Source organism: Verrucomicrobiia bacterium, from assembly GCA_035765895.1.
Taxonomy (GTDB): Bacteria; Verrucomicrobiota; Verrucomicrobiia; order Limisphaerales; family DSYF01; genus DSYF01.
The window spans coordinates 38,220-57,854 of the sequence record DASTWL010000058.1 but is presented as its reverse complement, the minus strand read 5'-3'; the positions used below and the strand labels follow the sequence as shown (position 1 = coordinate 57,854).

The window sequence follows — 19,635 nt, the reverse complement described above, 5'->3', positions numbered from 1 at the left end:
GCAGGCGGCGGTCATCGCCGCCAGGAGCACGTAAACACCAAAGACAATGACTTCGCGGCTGAACCAGGACGTCCGCCACCCGAGGAACGCACGCCAGGCCTTCATGGGCTGGCCGAGATGCAGCGTGCCCACGCCCAACGCAAAGGCGCCGGTCACCGCCGCCACCACCAGCAACCACGCAGCCGAGTTCATAACCAGCGCCGCGACGCTCGCCCCGACGGCGAACTGCGAGAACACGAGGAGAAAAACCAGTGGCAGATGCGACTCCGCCGGTCGCACGAAGGCGTCATCGCCTGCGAACAGGATTTCCGGCAGCGGCTTGGCCGAAACAAAGCGTGTCGTGGGCAATGTGATCGCCGGGTTGGGCGTCACGGGCAGAAAGGTGTTTGCAGCGGGAAAAAGAGGTGGAGGTGAAAAGGGGAACAAGCCACCGGGAGATTTTTCCTTCCCTCCCCTTCCCCGCTTCTCCTTTTCCAAATTAAGCGTTGGCAACGCACGATATTTGCCGCGCACCTTGGCCTGGTCCACGACGGTGATTTTGATGGCTTCGTGCGGGCAGGCCTGAACGCATGCAGGGGCCTCGCCGACGGCCAGGCGGTTGGCGCACAGGTCGCACTTGCGGACGATGCCGCGCTCCTTCGAGTAGCGCGGGACCTCGTAGGGGCACTTGAGGACGCAGTATTGGCAGCCGATGCATTGATCATCGAGATGCCGCACGATGCCCGTGAGTGGGTCCTTATCGTAGGCCAGCACCGGGCAGCCGTTGAGGCAGCCGGGGTCCACGCAATGGTGACAGGCCGTGGTGACGTGTTGTTGATAGGAGAGGCGGCTTGCCGGACGCGGCGCCGGATCATTGACCAGCAGCCCAACCGAACGCCAGGTCTCGCTTTCATCGAGTCCGTTCAGCGAATGGCAGGCGGTGACACACGCCTTGCAGCCGCTGCATTTGTCGAGGTCCACTTCGAAGGCGTATTGCTGGCCCGGCCCGGGCGCACTGGCCGGCAACAGGCGGCGGTAGTGTCTTTCCAGCGCGGGCAGCTCACGCCGGTCATGGGCGCGCGCAAACCGCTCGACCGCTGTCAACGTCCGCTGCTCACCGAGCAGGTCGTCAATCAGCGTCAAGCCGTCGCCGGAGCCACCGGCCTCCAATCGCCATGATGCACTGGCATCCACGAGCGGGCATGGTGCAGCCACGATGCCACGACGCGGTCAACCCACTGTGAATGGATTGAATTGTTTTCGCCCACTCCATGAATGCCATTGATGCGTCGCACCAAGCCGCGGCGAAGGCCCGCCATCGGGCGGCTAAACGTGGCAGGCGATGGGGCCCATGGTTCGGCGGAAATGACACCTTTTCTAAAGCGCTCGCGAATCAGCGTGTTGTTTTTTGCCCAACCTGTTGCGGTTCGTTCAAACGAAAGAGCGCACCGGCCCGCGGGGAACCGGTGCGCCTGATAAACAACACGGAGGAACTTTACCGGTCGTTTAGAAGTTGAATTCGACCTGGGCCCAGAACTTTTGGGCGTCCACGTTGGCGGCGACGGGAATGGTGCTCCCTGCGGCGGCGTCTTCGCCCATGTAATACGCGTATTTGAGCAGGGCGTTCCAGTGCTTGCCGAACTTCTTCGAGATCACCGCGTCAACCTCCTGTCCGAAGTCGCCGCTGCCACTGTCCGCGTCGAACTTGTGATACGCCACACGCAGCGGCATCTCGGCCGGCAGCGTGACCTGGCCGTAGGCGTAGAGGTCGCGCAGGCCGGCGTTGGGCGTCGTGAGGAACGCGTCTGCCCAGCCGTTGAACGCGTGGAGCGTGGCCAGCGGCGTCTTGAAGCCGACGTTGTTGTCGCTGCCGAGCACTTCGTATCCCGCGCCGAACGCGAAGGGCTTCACGGTCGCGCCCAGTTCGAGGTCGTAATACAGCGCGTCGTAGTTCTGTGTGCTGTCGGCGTAGTCCGATTGCCAGGCCACCTCGCCGCGATAGTTGAGCTTAAACTGGTCGCTGAGCGGCGCGGCACCGGTGACATAACCCCCGTAAGTTGCGCACGAGTTGTTCGGGCCCGCGGCATTTTGCAGATCGAGCAGATAGGCATAGCCAACCACTTTGGCGTATCCGCAGGCAGTGTAGGACGCGTTGATCAGGTGCGACTTGGAACTGAAGTCGGTGAAGCCGGCCGGCAGACCGGCCACGTCGCCAAAGACACGGTTCACCTCCCAGAGATAGCCGTAATAGAGGCTGAAGTCCTTGACCGGCTTGAACGTCGCGCCCACGGCATCAAACGTCTGCATGTTCTGGCGCCAGCCGACATCGCCGACGAACCGCGTGTTGTCGAGCACGAGCTGCTGACGGCCGGCCTTGATGGCAAACAGATTTGTGTAGTTGTAGCTCAGCCAGGCCTGGTTCAATTCCGTCGTGGGCGGGTCCGCCACCGGCGGCTTGTAGCCTTTGCCGTTCGAGCCGGCCGCGTTGTAATTTCCCTCCGGCCCGATCGCGGCCACATTCTCGCCTTCGATCATGCCTTGAAACCCATACGTGGGCGCGGTGGTAAAGCCGAAGCGCGTGCGGATCGTCGCGGCGTGCGAATCATCCGTGTAACCGTCCTGGTTCACGAACTCATAGCGGGCGCGGACGTTGAGGTTGAATTTCCCCTTGGCGAACGCCGCGGGAATGGTGCCGTTGAAGAATTTGTCCAGTGCACCGGGCTCGGCCGGCGTGTTGGTGGCCGTCAGCGCCGGAGCGTTGGTGACCGGCGGCGTGGCCGGCGCCGGTTTGTCCTGGCCAAAGACCGCCGCCGCCGCGGCCAGCACAAACGCGCTCCCGGTGATATAAGGATTGCAAGGCAGGTGATGTTTTTTCATGCGTGATAGGGTAGGAATGTTCCGATTGTAACAGGTTTGATGTTGGGTGGAAACTTCATCGAGTGACGGGGACGTCGCGGGCCGGCTTCAGCATCGTGTTCCAAAAAGCACTTGGGCAACCTCATTCCGCACCGCCCCAAACGAACGACCACCGTCGCGCCACGGCTCACCAAACCGGTTGCCTTGGGAAAAGTCATGGCGTTGCGTCAGGCCGCCCTGCCCAAGTTGGACCGGTGATGGGCCCGGTCCTCCAGAAATGTGATCAAGCGCTCGCGACACCGGTAATATTCGCGGTCCTCCAACAATGCCGCCCGGTCGCGTGGCCGCCGAAAGGGCACGTCCATGATCTCGCCCACCTCTGCCGCCGGACCGTTGGTCATCATCACCACGCGGTCGGAAAGAAAGATCGCCTCGTCCACGTCATGCGTGACCATGAGCGCGGTGAGCTGGGTGCGGCCCCAGACTTCGAGAAGCACCTGTTGCAGCTCGATGCGCGTGAGCGCGTCCAACATGCCGAATGGCTCGTCGAGCAGGAGCATCTTGGGCTTGAGTGCAAAGGCGCGGGCGATGCCGACGCGCTGGCGCATGCCCTGGCTCAATTCCTTCGTGCGCTTGTGCATGGATTCGCCGAGGCCGACGACGGTGAGATAGTATTCCGCGATTTCGCGGCGTTCCGCGCGGCTGGCGGTGAAAAACACCTGGTCCACGCCGAGCATGACGTTTTGAAACGCCGTCATCCACGGCAGCAAACACGGTGACTGGAAAACGATGCCGCGATCCGGGCCGGGACCGGAAAGTTCGCGCCCGGCCAAAATGATGCCGCCGTCGGAAATGTCGTTCAGCCCGGCGAGCATCGAAAGCACCGTGCTCTTGCCGCAGCCGGAATGGCCGATGAGCGTGACAAATTCGCCCTTCTTGATGCGCAGGTTGAAATCCTTGACGATGATCGCCGGGCCTTTGGGCGTCTGGTAGATCTTCGACAGGTTGGAAAGCTCGACGTAATCGCTCATGACACCTCCACGGTTTCGGATTTCTCCTCGCCCTTGCGGCGGGCGCGGCCTCCCATCATTGAGCGCGGCAGGTTCAAGTCTTCCGGTTCGACTTCCGGCAGGACGAGCTTGCGCGTGAGCTGGGGCTTTTGATGGCCGCCGGCGCCGAGCAGATAACTGATGACTTCCTTGCGGATTTCCTTGAAGCGCGGATCGTGGTTCAGCTTCTTGCGGTTGCGCGGGCGTTCGATGTCCACCTTCACTTCCGGGCCAAGCGTGGCGCGCGGGCCGGCGCTCAGGGGGATGATGCGGTCGGCCAGCAAAATACCCTCGTCAACGTCGTTAGTGATGAGCACAACGGTCTTGCGATCCGATTCCCAGATGCGCTCGATTTCGTCCTGCAACGTGGCGCGGGTCAGCGCGTCGAGCGCGGAGAGCGGTTCATCGAGCAGGAGGATGCGGGGATTCATGGCCAGCGCGCGGGCGACGGAAACGCGTTGTCTCATGCCGCCGGAAAGTTCGCGCGGCTTCTTGTCGCGGGCCGGCGTCAGATTGACCATCGCAATATATTTCAAGATGTGTTCCTGGCGTTTTTCTCTGGGCCAGGATGGGAAAACTTCATCCACGGCCAGCGCGACGTTTTCATAGACGCTCAACCACGGGAGCAGCGAGTAGTTCTGGAACACGATGGCGCGGTCCGGCGATGGCTCTTTCACTTCCTCCTCACGCAATGTGACCGTCCCGGTATCCGGGCGTTGCAACCCGGCGATGAGCGACATCAGCGTGGTCTTGCCCGCGCCCGAATAGCCAACGATGGCCACGAATTCGCCCTCGGCGATGCTGAGGTTGATCCCGTGCAGCACCTCGGCGCGTTTGGCACCAAGACCGTAGCCTTTGGAAACACTTTTTAATTCAAGAAAGGCCATGATTCAACGGATGGTGGCGTTGTCGAAACTGACGGCGCGCTGCAGAATCATCATGATGCGGTCCAAAATGAAACCGATGATGCCGATGGTGAACACGGCCACCATGATCTGCGCGAGCGTGTCGCTGCTGCCGTTCTGGAACATGTCCCAGACGAATTTTCCGAGGCCGGGATTTTGCGCGAGCATTTCCGCCGCGATGAGCACCATCCAGCCGACGCCGAGCGAGAGGCGCAGGCCGGTGAAGATGAGCGGCAACGCGGACGGGATGACGATCTTGGTGATCTTCTTCCACCAGCCGAGTTTCAGCACGCGGGCGACGTTGAGATAATCGTTGTCAATCTGCGCCACGCCGAGCGAGGTGTTGATGAGCGCAGGCCAGAGCGAACAGAGCGCCACGGTGAACGCCGAGCTGATGAACGATTTCTCGAACATCGGGTCCTTGGGATTGTAGAGCGCGCTGACCATGATCATCACGATGGGCAGCCAGGCGAGCGGCGACACGGGCTTGAACAACTGGATGAATGGATTCATCGCGTTGTTGAACACCTTGCTCAAGCCGCAGATGATGCCCAGCGGCACCGCGACGAACGCGGCGATCAGGAAGCCGGCGAAAACCGTTTTCAGGCTGGTGAAAATCTGGTCAATGTAGGTCGGCGCGCCGGAATACTTGCGCTCCTTCCACGTGCCGCCGGGATTCTCGGCGAGGAAGGTTTTTTTCTTCTCCGCCTGCTTCACATAGAAATCGGCCTCGCTCGCGCGGTCGGCGCGGTAGGCGTCCCACATGACGCCGGCCTGCGCCCAGACCGCCGCCGGTCCGGGCACGGACCCGAAACTCACCTTCACGTGGCCGGCCACCCAGCTCCACGCGCCGAGGAAGATCAGCATGGCCAGGATCGGCACGCCGATGTTCAACAGGATCTGCCGGAATTGTTCGCTCGGACTTTCGCCGCGCAGGAGCCGGAGAAACGGGATGAACCAGTTCAGTCCGACATTTTCAAAGGTTTGGATCAAGGCGCTCATTTCGTTAAAAACCGTCGGGAATTATTCTTTCAGGCCGATGGCGAACTTGCCGATGTAGGCGTTCGGCTGGTGCGCGTCGAATTCGATGCCGTCAATGAAGTCGGCGGTCGCCGGCTTGTAGCCGTCGGTCTTCGGCACTTCGTCGGCTGTGAGTTTGCCTTCCTTCACCAGCGCCTCGGCGGCGGCGAGATAGATGTCGGGGCGGTAAACTTTCTTGGCAGTTTCCGCATACCAGGCGTCCGGCTTGGATTCAGAAATCTGCCCCCAGCGGCGCATCTGCGTCAGGAACCAGATGCAATCGCTGTAATAGGGATAGGTGGCGTTGTAGCGAAAGAAGACGTTGAAATCCGGCACGTCGCGCGTGTCGCCGGGCATGTATTCCCAGGTGCCGGTCATCGAGTTGGCGATGACTTTGTAATCCGCGCCGACGTATTGCGGCATGGAGAGAATCTTACAGGCTTCCTTGCGGTTCTCCGGGCTGGCGTCCAGCCATTTGCCGGCGCGGATGAGCGCCTTCACCACGGCCAGATGCGTCTTGGGATTTTTCGCAGCCCAGGCGGCGGTGACGCCGAAAACTTTTTCCGGATTGTTCTTCCAGATTTCAGTGTCCGTCACCACGGAAACGCCGATGCCGCTCAACACGGCCTTTTGATTCCACGGTTCACCCACGCAATAACCCTGGATCGTGCCCTGCGCCATCGTCGCCGGCATCTGCGGCGGCGGCGTGACGGAAATCAACACGTCACCATCGCTGGTGCCGCTGATGTCCGTCGGCGTGTAGTAGCCGGGCTTGATGCCGCCCGCGGCGAGCCAGTAGCGCAGATAGTAATTGTGCGTTGAGACCGGGAACACCATGCCGAGTTTCAGCGGCGTGCCGTCCGCTTTGTATTTTTGGACGATTGGCTTAAGCGTGTCCGCCTTGACCGGGCGCGCAATCTGGTCGCCTTTCAACGCGGGATTCGCCTCATGCATCTGGGTCCAAATATCTTTTGAGACCGTGATGCCGTTGCCATTGAGATCCATGCTGAACGCGGTGATGACATCGGCCTTGGTGCCAAAGCCGATGGTCGCGGCGATCGGCTGGCCGGCGAGCATGTGCGCACCGTCGAGTTCGCCGGAGATCACGCGATCCAGAAGGATCTTCCAATTCGCCTGGGCTTCCAGCGTCACGTCGAGGCCTTCGTCATCGAAGAAACCCTTTTCCTTGGCGATGACCAGCGGGGCGCAGTCGGTCAGCTTGATGAAGCCAAATTTGAGTTCAGTGGTTTCCAATTTACCGGGTGCCGCCGACAGCAGCAGCGGCGTCAGCCAGGACAGCATCAAAACGGTAACGCAACGCACGACCATTCGAGGCATTCGCAGGAGTTTCATTTCACGCAAAGGAGAGTTCATTGTTGGGTTGTTCATGGTGAATTGGAGCGGCATTGGCCTCGCGCAGCCGCAGTGCCTGCTCAAACAGGTCAATCCGGAAAACCCGGCGGCCGAGGGCAAAATTAAAATCGGACGGCTCCTGATGCTGACCGCAGCTGCGCATGTGCTGGAGCACCCAGGCCGCCTTGTCCCCGCCCGGTTCGTTGGCATCGTTCCGGTGAAAGACGTTGAAGTCCGCGACACGGCAAGGCTGCCCGCCGACCAGGGCGAATTCTCCCATGATGCCGCACCGCAGGGCTGCGGCCGCCGCGCCCACGTATTGCGGCCGGGCGAGCACTTCAACGAGCAGCTCGTGATTGGCGGGCTCGTCGCAAAACGCGCAGGCTTCCAGCAATGCAGCCATCAACGCGAAATGTTCCGGTTCGCGTTTTTCGGCGAACTCGCGCCGGACCATGAGCACTTTTTCCGGGTGGCCCGGCTCCAGTTGAGAACTTACGGCAACGCAGACGCCTGCGCGCGCCTGCACCGCGACCGAGTTCCATGGTTCGCCAACACAGAAGCCATCAAGATTGCCCGATTTGAGGTTGGCTACCATTTGCGGCGGCGGAACCACCACAATCCGCACATCTCGGTCCGGATTGATCCCTGCGGCCGCCAGCCAGCCACGCAGCAGGAAGTTATGGGAGGAAACGGCGGAAACGATGCCGAAAGTCAGCGCGCGTCCGGACCGCGGCAGCTTGATCTGTGTTCGCAGCGTGGCGGCGTCGGTCACACCACGGCAGCACAGTTCGTTGGACAACGTAATGCCGTTGCCGTGCAGGTTCAGCACCAGGCCGGTCACACACTCACAAGGAACGGAGCCGAGTCCCAGCGTGGCGGCCATGGGCAGGCCCGCCACCGCATGCGCGGCATCCAGTTCACCGTAAATGATCTTGTCGCGAATGGTGGCCCAGCCCAGCTCCCGACTGAGCATGACGTTCAGACCGTATTTGCGAAACAGGCCCAGTTCGGCGGCCATTACGAGTGGCGCGCAGTCGGTCAACGGCACAAAGCCCACGCGCAAAGCGCGCGTTTTGAGGGGCGTGAAGGTTGACTGTTGTGGTTTGCTCATGGCGCTTTCCCAATCTCAACGACCGCCTCTCAAGCGATGCGTGTGCCAGCCGGCGTCCGATGGCGCAATGAATGCTCTGGTTATTTCCCATGGAAACAATGAACGAGGTTCATGGATGAACACACCGCTTGACAGCAGACAGATTCGCGCGTTCTGCACACTCGCGCACACGGGCAGCTTCACGCAGACCGCGCGTGATTTGCACCTCACCCAATCCGCCGTCAGCCACTCAATCAAGGCGCTCGAGCGCGATGTTGGCTGTCGTCTTTTGGACAGGCTGGGCAAAAGGGTTGCCCTTACTCAGGCAGGCGAACAGTTGCTGCACCATGCGTCAAAAATTTTGCAGGAAATGGAACAAGCCCGCGAATCCCTCGAGCATCTCGGCAAGTGGGGTCGCGGACGCCTTCGTCTGGGCGCCAGCACGACCGCCTGCCAGCATCTCATCCCGCCGGTGCTGCGGGAGTTCAAGGAAAGCTTTCCCGAACACGTCATCACCATCGAGCCGGGTGACACGCCCGCCCTGGTCAACGCGCTGCTGCAACATCGGGTTGACCTCGCGCTCTCGCTGGAACCACAGAACGAACCGCAACTGGACTTTCAGCCGTTGTTCACCGACGAACTGCACTTCCTCGTGGGCGCCCTGCATCCATGGGCCAGGGCGGGACGCGTGGAACGGGCGGAGATTCCCCGCCAGAACTACATCCTCTACAGCAAGAACAGCGTCACGTTCCGCCTGACGGAGGAATATTTCCGCCGCGAAGACATGGTGCTGAACACCGTGATCGAGCTGGGCAGCATGGAAGCCACGAAGGAACTGGTGAAGCTGGGACTCGGCATCTGCATTCTGGCTCCGTGGGTGGCGCGCAAGGAAATTGAGGAGGGTTCGCTCGTCGCCCTGCCCCTCGGCCGGCGCAAGCTGCAACGCCGCTGGGGCATTCTCCACTGGCGTGGCAAGCGACTAAACCTCGCCGAGGAAACGTTCATCGGTTTGTGTGAATCCGCCACGTCGCCGATGCGCACGACCGGCGGACGGGAATAAAAAAAGCCCGCCGGACGGCGGGCTTGCAAAGGGATGAGCAACCGTTCAGGCGCGCTCCATGTATTTGCCGGTGCGCGTGTCGATCTTGATTTTCTCGCCCGTCTTGATGAACAGCGGCACCTGCACGGAAATGCCGGTTTCAAGCGTCGCCGGCTTCTGCACGTTGTTGGCCGAGTCCCCGCGGATGCCTTCCGGCGCATCGGTCACCGTGAGCACCACGCTGGCAGGCACTTCAACGGAAACTGCCTTGTCCTCGATGAACGTGACCGTGACCGGTGCATTCTCGACGAGGTAGTTCCTGGCGTCGCCGACCAGTTCGGGCGTGAGCGTCACGGTCTCGTAGGTTTCCGGATTGGTGAAAACAAAATCCTGACCATCCTTGTAGCTGTATTCCATCTTGGTGGTCATCATCGGGACCACTTCGATCTTCTGGGAGGAGCTGAAACGGATGTCGGAAGACTTGCCGGTGCGGATGCTGCGCAGGGAGGCCTGCACGAAAGCGCGCAGGTTGCCGGGGGTGCGGTGTTGCACGTCGAGGACGACGCAGATGTCACCGTTGAAATCCACCGCCATGCCGCGGCGAAGGTCGTTTGCGTTGACTGCCATAACTTGGATGCTGTTGATCTGTTTGCTTTCCCCGTTGGGGAGCCGTGCAAACTAGGAAAAGTCAGGCTCAATGCAAGCTTTGAATTGCGCCGAATCCAGTCGTCGCGCCCGGTTGGCCCGGATGCCTCGTTGACAAGCCCGGCGCCAGCCTTACACTGTCCGACCCTGACCGGAGCGGGCGCATTCAACCATGCGTCACGAGGTCGTTGGAAGGGATGTGACATTGAATGACTGAGATCAAACTCAAGAAGGGCGAACCGATCGAAAAGGCGCTGCGCCGGCTGAAGAAGCGGCTGGATCGCGAAGGCACGCTGCGCACCGTCCGCGCCCACCGGCATTACGAGAAGCCGAGCGAGCGCCGTCGCCGCAAGGAGAAGGTTTCGCGCTTCTCCGCCATGCTGGCCCGCCGTTACGCCGACTAGTCGCATCCGTTGACTTTCACAACCGGCTGCCGTCTTCGAACGGCAGCCGGTTTTTGGTTTTTGCCTCCCGCCCCGATCGCCGACAAAATCACGCCCGGCGCAACCTTCAACTTCCAACGCGTCCGGGGTTCGTGTATTTCGAAGCTCCCGAACGTCATGTATTCACTTTCAACCTGTTGGAACTCGCACCGTCACACGGACGGCCGGGCCATGTTGCGGGAAATCCGCGACTTGGGCTTTGAATTCGCCGAGCTCAGCCACGGCACGCGCATCAGCCTCGTGCCCGGCATTCTCGAAGCTGTGGACGCCGGCGAAATCAGGATTTCCAGCCTGCACAATTTCTGTCCGCTGCCCATGGGCGTAAACGGCTCCGCGCCGAACCTCTACAAGTTCTCGGCCGAGCGCCCGCGTGAGCGCGAACTGGCCATGCGTTACACCCTCAAGACGCTTGAGTTTGCCGAACGCGTGAACGCCCCCCTCGTCGTGCTCCACCTGGGCTGCATCGAAATGAAGGATTACAACGATAAGTTGTTGAGCCTCGTGGCCGCCGGCCAAAACGACACGCCCAAATACCAGATGCTCTGCGCCGAAGTGGACGCGAAGCGCGAGGCAAAAAAAGGCCCCTTCGTCGAGCGCACCACTGAATTCCTCAAGCAGCTCGTGCCCGAAGCGGAAAAGCGCAACCTCCGGCTCGGCATCGAAAATCGCGAAGCCTTGGAGGAAATACCGCTCGACAGCGATCTGCCCCGGTTTCTGGCCGGGTTTGAAAGCCCGGCCGTGACCTACTGGCACGACACAGGCCACGCCCAAATCAAGGAGAACCTCGGTTTCATCAGCCACCTGCTCCAGGTTGAGTCGTTGCAGGCGCGCCACGCCGGCTGGCACCTGCACGACGTGCAGCCGCCCGGACGTGACCATTGCCCGCCCGGCACCGGCAACGTGGATTTTGCCGCGCTCAAGGCATTTGTTAAACCGCACCACATCAAAGTCTTCGAGCTGAGCCCCCGGCTCACCGTGGACGAGGTGCAGGCCGGTGTGCGCCACCTGAAGTCACTCTGGGGCGAAGCCCAGTAAGTCCAGCTGGCACTTCACCCATTCGGGTAATTGCGAAGCGCGGGTTTATTGACTAGGTTTGTTAAGTAATTATGAACCCAACGTCACCCAACCACCCAATTGTTGTCGCGCGCCGCCGGCACGCTTTTACCCTGATTGAACTCCTGGTCGTCATCGCCATCATCGCGATTCTCGCCGCCATGCTGTTGCCAGCCCTGAGCAAGGCCAAGGAAAAGGCCAAACGCACCCAGTGTGCCAGCAACCTGCGGCAGTTCGGACTGGCCTGCCAGATTTACGCAAACGACAACAACAACAACCTGCCGCCGCTCGCCACCGGCAGCTGGCTCTGGGACATGCAGGTGTCCATCGTGGATGCCATGACGCAAAACGGCGCCCAACGGCACATCATGTATTGCCCCTCCTTCAAGCAGCAGGACAACGACGAGTTGTGGGGCGGGGTCGCCGGCTTCCAAAACCTCGGCTTCCGCGTCATCGGTTACGCCACGACGTTTCCCGGCGCGCCCAGCCTCATCAAAACCAACGAGAACGTGAAGATTCTGACGCAAGCCATCAAGGATCCCACCACGGGCGTCACGATGCCCGCCCCGGCCACGTCGGACCGCGTCATGCTGGCCGATGCCACATTGTCCCTGCCCGGCCAGAACAACCCCGCCCTCCGCGACCGGTATCAATACACCCAGATCCCGGGCGGCTGGTCGGAGAAGCACAATTCACCGCACTTGAACCAGAGCATTCCCGCCGGCGGCAACTTGGCGATGCTCGACAGCCATGTCGAATGGCGAAATTTCAAGCTGACGTTTCCCCGCACTCAAGGGGGAGTGCCGGTCTTCTGGTGGTAATTCCCGCCAAGGCCGGTGCGGGCCGGACCGGTCGCTCCTGCGCCCCGCGCGAAGCCGGCCGGGGCAGCACCACGATTCCTGACTGACTTGAACCGCCAACTCTGCCAGAGTTGGCGCGTTCATTTTTGTCCCATGAAACACGCCCTCCCCTTTTGCCTTGCCGCGGTGCTGCTCGTGGCCGGATCGGCGCAGGCGCTCGAACGCACCAACACCATTTTCCCCATCTTTCAGTTCCCGGCGGACAAGATCCCGACCATCGATGGCAAAACCAACGATTGGGACATCGTGCCCGAACATTACGTCATCGGCACCGACCAGCTGGTGGATGACACGGGCCGTTTTGCCGCGCCGGACACCAACACCCTCAACGTTCGCGTGCGCGTCGGCTGGGTGAAGGGGTTGAACCGGCTCTACTTTCTTTACGAAGCCGACGACAACTACTGGGATTTTTCCCAGCCCGACCTGCACAACGACACGTTTGAAGTAGCCGTGGACGGCGACCTGTCCGGCGGGCCGTTCATTGAGAAATGGGATCCGGCGTTGAGCCTCATCGGGACCAACGAGGCTTACTTCACGTTCCACGGCGCCCACGCGCAGAACTACCACATCTTCACGCCCGCGGCGGGCAAGGACTGGTGCATGGCCTGGGGACCGGCGCAGTGGATCAAGGAACTGCCCTACGCCAACGCGGCGTGCGACTACCATTTTCAGCCGGGCGAACGCGGCCACCTCGTCCTCGAATTCTGGATCACCCCGTTCGATTACGCCGGCGCCGAGGGGCCGCAACGCGCCGTGGAATCCGTGCTCAAGGAGAACAAGCTCATCGGCCTGTGCTGGGCCGTGATTGATTACGACGACGTCCATTCCGGCGGGCAGAACAACGGCTTCTGGAATCTCTCGCGCAAACACACGATGTATGGCAACGCCAGCGAACTGTGCGCCTTCCGGCTCATGCCGTTGGAGCCGCCCTTCCGCAAGCCCATCGCTGCCCAGTGGTCCTTCCAGGTCGTGGACATGGACCGCCGTCTCGTCGCGTTCAAGGATCTGTCCGCGGGCAAAATCACCTCGTGGCGGTGGAACTTCGGCGACGGTGAAACGTCCACCGAACAAAACCCGCTCCACACTTACAAGGCCGGCGGCAAATATGTCGTGGTGCTGTGGATTGAAGGCCCGGCCGGAAAGTCCCGCATGGCCAGGGTGTGGGACGTCGCCGTGAAATAAATTTCAACCCTCCACCCACCATGAAACTCCCCTTCATCATTTCCCTGCCGGCCCTCGTCGCTCTCAGTCTGACGCTGGCCTTGCGTTGTCCGGCTGCGGAGCAAAAAATTTTCAACGTGCTGGATTACGGCGCGAAGGGCGATGGCGTGACGCTCGACACCGCAGCGATTCAGCAAACCATCGATGCGGCCGCCACGACAGGCAACGGTGCGCGCGTGCTCATTCCGAAGGGCCACACGTTCCTCATCAGCACGCTCGTGCTGCGCGCCAACATCGATTTTCACCTGCAGGCCGGCGCGGAACTGGTCATCAGCACCAACCGCGCCGACTACGCAGGCGATGGCGTGCTCACGGCGCGCAACGCGGAAAACCTCACCCTCAGCGGCCGGGGAAAATTCCTGGGCCGGGCCCTGTCGTTCATGACCCGTTATGACGCGCAGGGCGAATGGTGGCTGTTCAAGGACTGGCGGCCCAAGATGTTCGTCCTCACCGGCTGCACGAACCTCATCGTGCGCGACCTCACCTTCGGCGACGCCCCGGAATGGGGCCTGCACCTGCTTGGCTGTCACCGCGTGCTTGTGGACGGCATCACGATTCGCAACCACCTCGACGTGCCGAACTGCGACGGCATCGACCCGGACCATTGCACCGGCGTTCTCATCAAGAACTGCGACATCCGCAGCGGTGACGATGCCATCGTCATCAAGGCCACGCGGCAGGCGCAGGACTACGGCCCCTCGGCCGACATCCACGTGCAGGATTGCGTGATCGAGACGCAGGATTCCGGCCTCAAAATCGGCACCGAAACCACCAGCGACATCCGCAACATTGTCTTTGAACGCTGCAAAATCCGCACGAGCAGCCGCGGCCTGACCATCCAGCTCCGCGACGAAGGCAGCGTTTCCAACATTGTGTTCCGCGACATCCAATTCACCGCGCGTTACTATTCCGATCCGTGGTGGGGACGCGGCGAGGCGATTTCCTTCACCGCCATTCCCCGCACCGGCGACACCCGGCTGGGGAAGATTCAAGCGGTGCGGGTTGAAAACGTCCGCGGCGTGGCGGAGAACAGCATCCGCGTTTATGGCACCGAACCCGGTCACATTGAGAACGTCCGCTTCGACAACGTTTCGGTGAAGCTGAACCGCTGGACGAAATACCCCGGGGGCCTGTTCGACAATCGCCCGACCAAGGTGGACGAGCCGGTGCCGGCGCAAGGCAATCCCGGCTTTGCCTTGCACAATGCGGCCCGTATCACGCTCCGGAACTGCCGCGTGCGCTGGGGCGGCAACGCGCCGGATTACTTCACGCACGCGCTGGAGGCCGGGAATGTTGCCAACCTGCAACTCTCACGCTTCACGGGTGAAGCCGCCCATCCGCAGCGCGATGCCGCAATCCGTGTTAATTAGCGGATTGCGGCACGCCATAACCAGTGGCCGGTTGAGGGCGTGGCCGGACGAAAATTCGCGGCGTGTCAACTGACCAGGTTCGTGCCAAACATTCCGCACGACCATGACCCACACCACGCCAGACATCCTGCGTCACACCGCCACCATCATCGTGCGGCACCTCCAGGAAGCGGGCTTCGCGGCCTTCTGGGTCGGCGGCTGCGTGCGGGACTTTTTGCTCGGCCGCGAGCCGGGCGATTACGACATCGCCACCAACGCCGTGCCTGATGAAATTGAACGGCTCTTTCCCAAGACCATCGCCGTCGGCCGCAAGTTCGGCGTGATGGTGGTGGTCGAAAATGGCGCCCAATTTCAAGTGGCCACCTTCCGCGCGGAATCCGATTACCGCGACGGACGGCATCCCAGTGAGGTCACCTTTGGCGATCCACAGGCCGACGCCGCCCGACGCGACTTCACCATCAACGGCCTTTTCTACGATCCGGTCCAAGCCACATTGCGCGACTGGGTCGGCGGTCAGGCGGATCTGGAACGGCGGGTCATTCGCACCATTGGCCACCCGGCGGAGCGCTTTGCCGAGGATCATCTTCGCCTGTTGCGGGCGGTGCGCTTCGCCGCCCAACTGGACTTCACCATCGAGCCCGCCACGCTCGCGGCCGTGCGCGCCCTCGCCCCCAAGATCAAAGCCATCAGCCCGGAACGCGTGCGAGATGAACTGGCGAAGCTCTTCCAGCCCGGCCGCGCCAAAGGCGCCGTGCAAACCATCGCGGCCCGCGGGCTCGTGCTGCTCCACAAAAGCGGTTTGCTCGGCGAAGTGCTCCCGGAGATTGCCGCGTGCGCGACGTGCGAGCAGTCGCCGGATTTTCATCCCGAGGGCACGGTGTTCCAGCATCTGGTGTTGATGCTCCAAAACCTGCCCGACGACGCCGACCCGCTGCTCGCCTGGGCCGTTTTGCTGCACGACGTGGCGAAACCGCTGACGGCCGAACGCGATCCCGCCACCGGCAGCATTCATTTTTACGGTCATGAAAAGCTCGGCGCGGACCTGGCGGTCGCCATCATGACGCGGCTGCGCTTTCCAAAAAAGCAAATCGAGGACGTGGCCACCGCAGTTCGGTTTCACATGCAGTTCAAGGACGCGCCACAGATGCGGAAGGCGACACTGCGCCGACTGCTGCTGCGGCCGACGTTCGCGTTGGAACTCGCGCTGCACCGGCTCGACTGCCTGGGGTCCCACGGCCGGCTGGACATTTACGACTTCCTCGTCGCCCAAGCCGCGGAACTGGCGCGGCAGCCGCAAATCCTCCCGCCGCTGGTTACCGGGGAAGACTTGAAGGCCCTCGGCGTCGCCGCCGGCCCGGGCTTGGGGGCGTTGCTGACGGAAATCCGCGACCAACAACTCGCCGAGGAACTGACCTCGCGCGACGCGGCCCTGGACTGGGTGCGGGCGCAGTTGGGCAAGGATCGGTGACGCCGCACCGCGGCGCCAATCGGCTTGCAGTTTCGCGCCGGGCGTGGGTTCATGGGGCGGCGCCAATGAACAAAAGCAAGCTGCTACTGATCGATGACGAGGCGGACGTGCAATATTCGTTCCGCCGCATTTTTGATTCTCCCGACCTCGAGATCGAAACCGCCTCCAGTGGCGAGGAGGGATTGCGGGTCATTCCCCAATTCAAGCCCGACCTCGTGTTGATGGACGTGCGCATGGGCGGCCTGACCGGCCTTGAAACGCTGCGCAAAATCCGCGAGTCCGACAAAAAACTCCTGGTCATCCTGATGACCGCCTACGGCACCACGCAAACTGCCATCGAGGCGATGAAGCTCGGCGCCTACGATTACCTGCTCAAGCCATTCGATGTGCCGAAGCTGAAGGAACTGGTCGGCAACGCGCTCAAGGCCGCGCGCGACATGCGCCAGGTGGTGTCCGTTGCGCCGCTGCTGGAGAATGAGGATTACGAACTCGGCATCGTCGGCCGCACCGAGCCGATGCAACAGGTCTTCAAGCTGATCGGCCAGCTGGCCGCCAGCGACGCCACCGCGCTCATCACCGGCGAGAGCGGCACGGGCAAGGAACTTGTGGCCCGGGCGATCTACAGCCACAGCGGCCGCAGCCAGCAGCCGTTCCTCGCCATCAACTGCGCGGCCATTCCCGAGCAACTGCTCGAGAGCGAGCTGTTCGGTCACGAACGCGGCGCATTCACCGGCGCCACCGGCCAGCGCATCGGCAAATTCGAGCAATGCAACGGCGGCACCATCTTCCTCGATGAAATCGGCGACATGACACCCGCCACACAGACCAAAATCCTGCGCGTGCTGCAAAGCGGCACCTTCGAGCGCGTGGGCGGCAACACGCCCCTCAAGGTGGACGTGCGCGTCATCGCCGCGACCAACAAGCCGCTGGAACAGGCCGTGGCCGCGCGCCAGTTCCGGGAGGATTTGTTTTACCGGCTCAACGTCGTGCGCATTCCGATGCCGCCGCTGCGTGAGCGCAAGGAGGACATCCGGCTGCTCGTGGATTATTTTCTGCGCAAGCTGGCGCGTGAGCAGCAAACGCAACCCAAGTCGCTTTCCGCCGGCGTGCTGCGCGCGCTTGAAAAATACCACTGGCCCGGCAACGTGCGCGAGCTGGAGAACGTTGTCCGTCGCGCGCTCGTGGTGGCCAAAGGCGACGCCATTCTGCTCTCCGATCTGCCGCCTGAAATCGCCGGCCCGGCGGCGGCGCCCACGATCGTGAGCGCGGCAACGGCCGGCGGCCCGGCGCCCGCGGCGCTGGGCGACCTTGGCCCGCTGGCAATGCAGATGTTCAAGCTGGCCCGCAAGGATCCAAAGCTGAAGGTGATTCCGGCCGTGGAGCGCGTGCTGGTGATGGAGGCGTTGCGCGAGACGAACAACAATCAGGTGCAGGCCGCCAAGCTGCTGGGGATCACCCGCGCCACGCTGCGCAAACGCATCGAGAAATTCGGCATCACGCGCGAACTGAACATTCAGTGATGCGCCCCTGATGGTTTGCAACTGGTGCCCGGGCCGGGGGAAAAGATTTTGGCCGCTGACACGCCCTGCCCTCACTGCTTTTCGTATTCGCCCTTGCTCGATTTCTTGAGCACGGTAAAGCCAGCTTTTTTGGCGTCGGTGATGGAAAGTGGTTTGAGCTTCTGCGGCGAACTGAAGGTGGAAAGCACCTTGCGGACGGGCTTCTTGCACGCGGGGCACTGGGTTAGTGGCGGCGCACTCACCGGGCGCATCAACGTGAAGCGGCCGCCACAGACTTTGCAATCCCCTTCGCAGAGTTCGTATTCGTAAAAGGGCATGGTTCGGGCAGCTCTTCCTTGGCCTGAACGCCCGGGAATGTCAACCGTGCACCGGCGCCTCGTGAATAACCCGGGCTTGGCACGGTTTGCCTTTCCGCCTACGGTGGCCGCATGACGGGCATTCTGAGATTTTTTGGCTTCTTGAATGCGGCCATCTGGTTTGGCGGATCCATCTTCTTCACCTTCGTGGCCGGCACCATGCCGTTCTCAGGCGAGATGCGGCGGCTGCTCGGTCCGGACTACTTTCCTTATTTCTCCGGCGCGATCGCCCAGATTGGCGTGGCGCGCTTCTTCACGTTTCAACTGGTCTGCTGTGTGCTCGCCCTGGCGCATCTGGCCGCGGAGTGGTTGTATCAGCCGCGCCGAGGCCGCCGGCTGCTGCTGAATTTGCTCCTGGTGATTTTCGCGTTCACGCTGCTGGGCAACTACTGGCTGCTGCCCAAGATGCGCCGGCTGCACGCCATCAAGTATGCCACCAACTATCCGGTCGCCCAGCGGCAGGCCGCCGAACGGAGCTTCAAGCTCTGGCATGCCGCGTCGCAGGTGGTAAACGTGTTCGTGCTGGGCGGGCTGGTGGTTTACGTGCTGCGGATGAGTCAACCGCCGGAAACCGCCCGGTTCGTCCGCCCGCCGCAATTCCGGGGTTGACAACCCCGCCGGGTGCGCGATGTTGCGGCATCCTTCAGCGGCGCACTGAGGCGTCTTCGAGGGTTAGCGATATGATCTCAAACGAACGACCGTCGCCTTATGGGAATCGTTCTTACGGGCAGCCGCGACCGCCCATGAACGAGGAGACACTGAAGACCGAGAAAATCCAGGTTGAGCGGAAAACCTTCATCTTCACCTTGAAGGAAAATCCCCGCGGCCGCTTCCTGCGGATCACCGAAGATGTCGGCGGGCGGCGGGACAACATCATCGTGCCGGCCCCTGGCCTGGACGACTTCAAGCGGATTGTGGAGGAAATGGTTAAGGCCGCCGGTGAAATCCCGCCCAAACCGGAAGCTTGAACCCCGAGACCCGTCTTCAGCCAGCGCCGCAACTCAGGTTGCCGGCGCTGTTTTCTTTTTGGTGGCGCGGGGCTTGACCCGGGGCGCATCGTTCCACAGCCCTTCGAGATTGTAATGCTCGCGCATATCGGACCGCATGATGTGCACCATGACATCGAAGTAATCGAGCACCACCCACGCGGTGTTGATCGTCCCGTCCTTGCCGCTCGGCACAACGTCGTGGTCCTCGCGCAACCGGTCCGTGATCTCATCCACAATGGCGCGCAGATGCGGCTCGCTGGAACCGGAGGCGAGCACGAAGTAATCCGTGACCGAGGAGATTTTTCGCACGTCCAGGACGACGATGTTTTCCGCTTTCTTGTCGTCGGCCAATTTGCGGCACAAGAGGGCGAGTTTTTTGGAATCCATTGCTTCGATTGCGGGGCAGCTTGGCGCAGGGG

The 19,635-nt window shown here is 61.8% G+C and carries 20 protein-coding genes; 10 read left to right on the top strand and 10 right to left on the bottom strand.

Translation table 11 applies throughout. The annotated features are described in order from the left end of the window. The 7 genes from VFV96_12120 to VFV96_12090 all read right to left on the bottom strand — a co-directional run. The coding region (locus VFV96_12120; protein HEU5071142.1) for a 4Fe-4S dicluster domain-containing protein at positions 1 to 1,173 on the bottom strand (1,173 nt) is incomplete at its 3' end. Positions 1,174 to 1,485: 312 nt separating this feature from the next. Further along, a complete protein-coding gene (locus tag VFV96_12115; protein ID HEU5071141.1) occupies positions 1,486 to 2,856 on the bottom strand; it encodes an alginate export family protein in 1,371 nt (456 codons plus the stop codon). A 206-nt stretch (positions 2,857 to 3,062) separates the two neighbouring features. Then, positions 3,063 to 3,866: an ABC transporter ATP-binding protein gene (locus tag VFV96_12110; protein HEU5071140.1), complete on the bottom strand. Its 804-nt coding sequence runs from the start codon at positions 3,864 to 3,866 to the stop codon at positions 3,063 to 3,065. After that, a complete protein-coding gene (locus VFV96_12105) occupies positions 3,863 to 4,771 on the bottom strand; it encodes an ABC transporter ATP-binding protein (GenBank protein ID HEU5071139.1) in 909 nt (302 codons plus the stop codon). The genes VFV96_12110 and VFV96_12105 overlap by 4 nt, the downstream gene beginning before the upstream one ends. Before the next feature lie 3 nt (positions 4,772 to 4,774). Then, positions 4,775 to 5,791: an ABC transporter permease gene (locus VFV96_12100; protein HEU5071138.1), complete on the bottom strand. Its 1,017-nt coding sequence runs from the start codon at positions 5,789 to 5,791 to the stop codon at positions 4,775 to 4,777. Positions 5,792 to 5,812: 21 nt separating this feature from the next. Further along, the gene (locus tag VFV96_12095; protein HEU5071137.1) at positions 5,813 to 7,111 is read right to left on the bottom strand and encodes a CmpA/NrtA family ABC transporter substrate-binding protein; all 1,299 of its coding nucleotides are present in this window, start codon (positions 7,109 to 7,111) and stop codon (positions 5,813 to 5,815) included. Positions 7,112 to 7,163: 52 nt separating this feature from the next. Further along, on the bottom strand, positions 7,164 to 8,273 hold the full coding sequence (locus VFV96_12090; GenBank protein ID HEU5071136.1) for a CmpA/NrtA family ABC transporter substrate-binding protein: 1,110 nt from the start codon (positions 8,271 to 8,273) through the stop codon (positions 7,164 to 7,166). 115 nt (positions 8,274 to 8,388) lie between these two features. On the opposite strand from VFV96_12090, the gene VFV96_12085 reads away from it, so the two are divergent. Next, a complete protein-coding gene (locus VFV96_12085; GenBank protein ID HEU5071135.1) occupies positions 8,389 to 9,312 on the top strand; it encodes a LysR family transcriptional regulator in 924 nt (307 codons plus the stop codon). 45 nt (positions 9,313 to 9,357) lie between these two features. On the opposite strand, the gene efp is transcribed toward VFV96_12085, so the two are convergent. Next, on the bottom strand, positions 9,358 to 9,918 hold the full coding sequence (gene efp / locus VFV96_12080) for an elongation factor P (protein ID HEU5071134.1): 561 nt from the start codon (positions 9,916 to 9,918) through the stop codon (positions 9,358 to 9,360). A gap of 227 nt (positions 9,919 to 10,145) precedes the next feature. On the opposite strand from efp, the gene rpsU reads away from it, so the two are divergent. From rpsU to VFV96_12045, 7 genes are all read left to right on the top strand, one after another. Then, entirely contained in the window at positions 10,146 to 10,340 is a 195-nt protein-coding gene (gene rpsU / locus VFV96_12075) for a 30S ribosomal protein S21 (GenBank protein HEU5071133.1), read from the top strand. A 156-nt stretch (positions 10,341 to 10,496) separates the two neighbouring features. Continuing rightward, positions 10,497 to 11,414: a sugar phosphate isomerase/epimerase gene (locus tag VFV96_12070; GenBank protein ID HEU5071132.1), complete on the top strand. Its 918-nt coding sequence runs from the start codon at positions 10,497 to 10,499 to the stop codon at positions 11,412 to 11,414. A 71-nt stretch (positions 11,415 to 11,485) separates the two neighbouring features. Further along, complete coding sequence (locus VFV96_12065; protein HEU5071131.1) at positions 11,486 to 12,253, top strand: prepilin-type N-terminal cleavage/methylation domain-containing protein; 768 nt, start codon at positions 11,486 to 11,488, stop codon at positions 12,251 to 12,253. A gap of 132 nt (positions 12,254 to 12,385) precedes the next feature. Further along, positions 12,386 to 13,474 (top strand): PKD domain-containing protein, encoded by a 1,089-nt coding sequence (locus tag VFV96_12060; protein HEU5071130.1) that lies wholly within the window; start codon positions 12,386 to 12,388, stop codon positions 13,472 to 13,474. A 20-nt stretch (positions 13,475 to 13,494) separates the two neighbouring features. Continuing rightward, complete coding sequence (locus tag VFV96_12055; protein ID HEU5071129.1) at positions 13,495 to 14,883, top strand: glycosyl hydrolase family 28 protein; 1,389 nt, start codon at positions 13,495 to 13,497, stop codon at positions 14,881 to 14,883. 103 nt (positions 14,884 to 14,986) lie between these two features. Continuing rightward, the gene (locus VFV96_12050) at positions 14,987 to 16,351 is read left to right on the top strand and encodes a CCA tRNA nucleotidyltransferase (GenBank protein ID HEU5071128.1); all 1,365 of its coding nucleotides are present in this window, start codon (positions 14,987 to 14,989) and stop codon (positions 16,349 to 16,351) included. Positions 16,352 to 16,416: 65 nt separating this feature from the next. Beyond that, positions 16,417 to 17,871, top strand: a complete 1,455-nt coding sequence (locus tag VFV96_12045) for a sigma-54 dependent transcriptional regulator (protein ID HEU5071127.1) — start codon at positions 16,417 to 16,419, stop codon at positions 17,869 to 17,871. Between the two features lie 71 nt (positions 17,872 to 17,942). Here VFV96_12045 and VFV96_12040 read toward each other — a convergent pair whose 3' ends face one another. Further along, on the bottom strand, positions 17,943 to 18,188 hold the full coding sequence (locus VFV96_12040) for a zinc ribbon domain-containing protein (protein HEU5071126.1): 246 nt from the start codon (positions 18,186 to 18,188) through the stop codon (positions 17,943 to 17,945). Between the two features lie 111 nt (positions 18,189 to 18,299). Between VFV96_12040 and VFV96_12035 the strand changes: the two genes are divergently transcribed. Together VFV96_12035 and VFV96_12030 are read left to right on the top strand one after the other, a co-directional pair. Beyond that, entirely contained in the window at positions 18,300 to 18,836 is a 537-nt protein-coding gene (locus VFV96_12035) for a DUF4149 domain-containing protein (protein ID HEU5071125.1), read from the top strand. Between the two features lie 134 nt (positions 18,837 to 18,970). Continuing rightward, positions 18,971 to 19,195 carry an RNA-binding protein gene (locus VFV96_12030; GenBank protein ID HEU5071124.1) on the top strand — a complete coding sequence of 75 codons (225 nt, stop codon included), beginning with the start codon at positions 18,971 to 18,973 and terminating at the stop codon, positions 19,193 to 19,195. Positions 19,196 to 19,228: 33 nt separating this feature from the next. Here the strand turns inward: VFV96_12030 and rsfS are convergent, their stop codons facing one another. Further along, positions 19,229 to 19,603, bottom strand: a complete 375-nt coding sequence (rsfS, locus tag VFV96_12025; GenBank protein HEU5071123.1) for a ribosome silencing factor — start codon at positions 19,601 to 19,603, stop codon at positions 19,229 to 19,231. Positions 19,604 to 19,635 lie beyond the last annotated feature (32 nt).